This is a genomic window from Pseudooceanicola onchidii (assembly GCF_004959925.1).
Classification (GTDB): Bacteria; Pseudomonadota; Alphaproteobacteria; order Rhodobacterales; family Rhodobacteraceae; genus Pseudooceanicola; species Pseudooceanicola onchidii.
In genome coordinates this window covers 1-1,025 of the sequence record NZ_SPUW01000008.1, presented here as the reverse complement: position 1 = coordinate 1,025, position 1,025 = coordinate 1, and the positions used below count along the sequence as shown (strand labels likewise).

Below are 1,025 nucleotides of genomic sequence, written 5' to 3'. Positions count from 1 at the left end.
CTGACCTGCTCCCCTTCGAGTCCGCGTTTATAGGTTAGCTCTGTTCAGGGTTTGGTCCTCTTTCGACCTTTGGTGATACTCCCACGGGGTGAGCCCGTCGAGGCTCGTGTGGGGGCGGTGATGGTTGTAGTCATCACGCCACGCCGCGATCAGACTGCGGGCATGACGCAGGTTGGCGAACAGATGCTCGTTGAGGCATTCGTCCCTGAGGCGGCCATTGAAGCTCTCGACAAAGCCGTTCTGCATCGGTTTCCCCGGCGCGATGTAGTGCCATTCGACCCGGCGCTCTTCCTGCCATTTGAGGATGGCGTTGCTGGTCAGCTCGGTCCCATTATCGCTGACTACCATGCAGGGATGGCCTCTGACCTCGGCGATCCGGTCCAGCTCCCGGGCGACCCGGATGCCGGAGAGCGAGGTGTCGACGACCGCAGCCAGACATTCCCGGCTGAAGTCGTCGATCACGCACAGGATCCGAAAGCGGCGGCCATCGCTGAGGCTGTCCGACACGAAGTCGAGGCTCCAGCGCTGGTTCGGCCCCTGAGGGATCGCCCCTCTCGGCGATTGCAGGCAATCGCCTGCCGGGCAGGGATCGGCGCCCTGGTTCCCAGTGCCCGCTTGCGACCGCCCCGTTTACGGACGGTTAAGCCTTCTTCCCGGTAGATCCGGTAGAGCTTCTTCCAGTTCAACGCCCAGCCCTCCCGCCGCAGCAGGATGTGCAGACGCCGATATCCGAACCTCCGCCTCTCGCCCGACAACTCCCGCAGCCGCTCGCGCAACTGCCAGTCCTCCGGCCTGGTCGGCTGCCGCCGATACACGCGCGGGTCAATCCCGACCAGCGCACAGGCCCGCCGCTGCGAGTAGCTCTTCTCCTTCATGGCCCCCCTCTCGGCAGATTTGGCTTTGCCAAATCGCCTTCCGGGCAATGGTCCACGGCACGCCGCCTCGAACCGGGCCTCAGAAGTTTTTTCCCAACATCTCCTTCAGCGTCGCGACGTCGAGCATCTGTTCGGCCAGCATCTTCTTCA

At 63.6% G+C, this 1,025-nt stretch carries 1 pseudogene; it reads right to left on the bottom strand.

Annotated features, from left to right (window positions below):
- Positions 1 to 27: 27 nt before the first annotated feature.
- A pseudogene (locus E4S58_RS17775) lies at positions 28 to 1,025 on the bottom strand (IS3 family transposase); the annotation flags it as partial.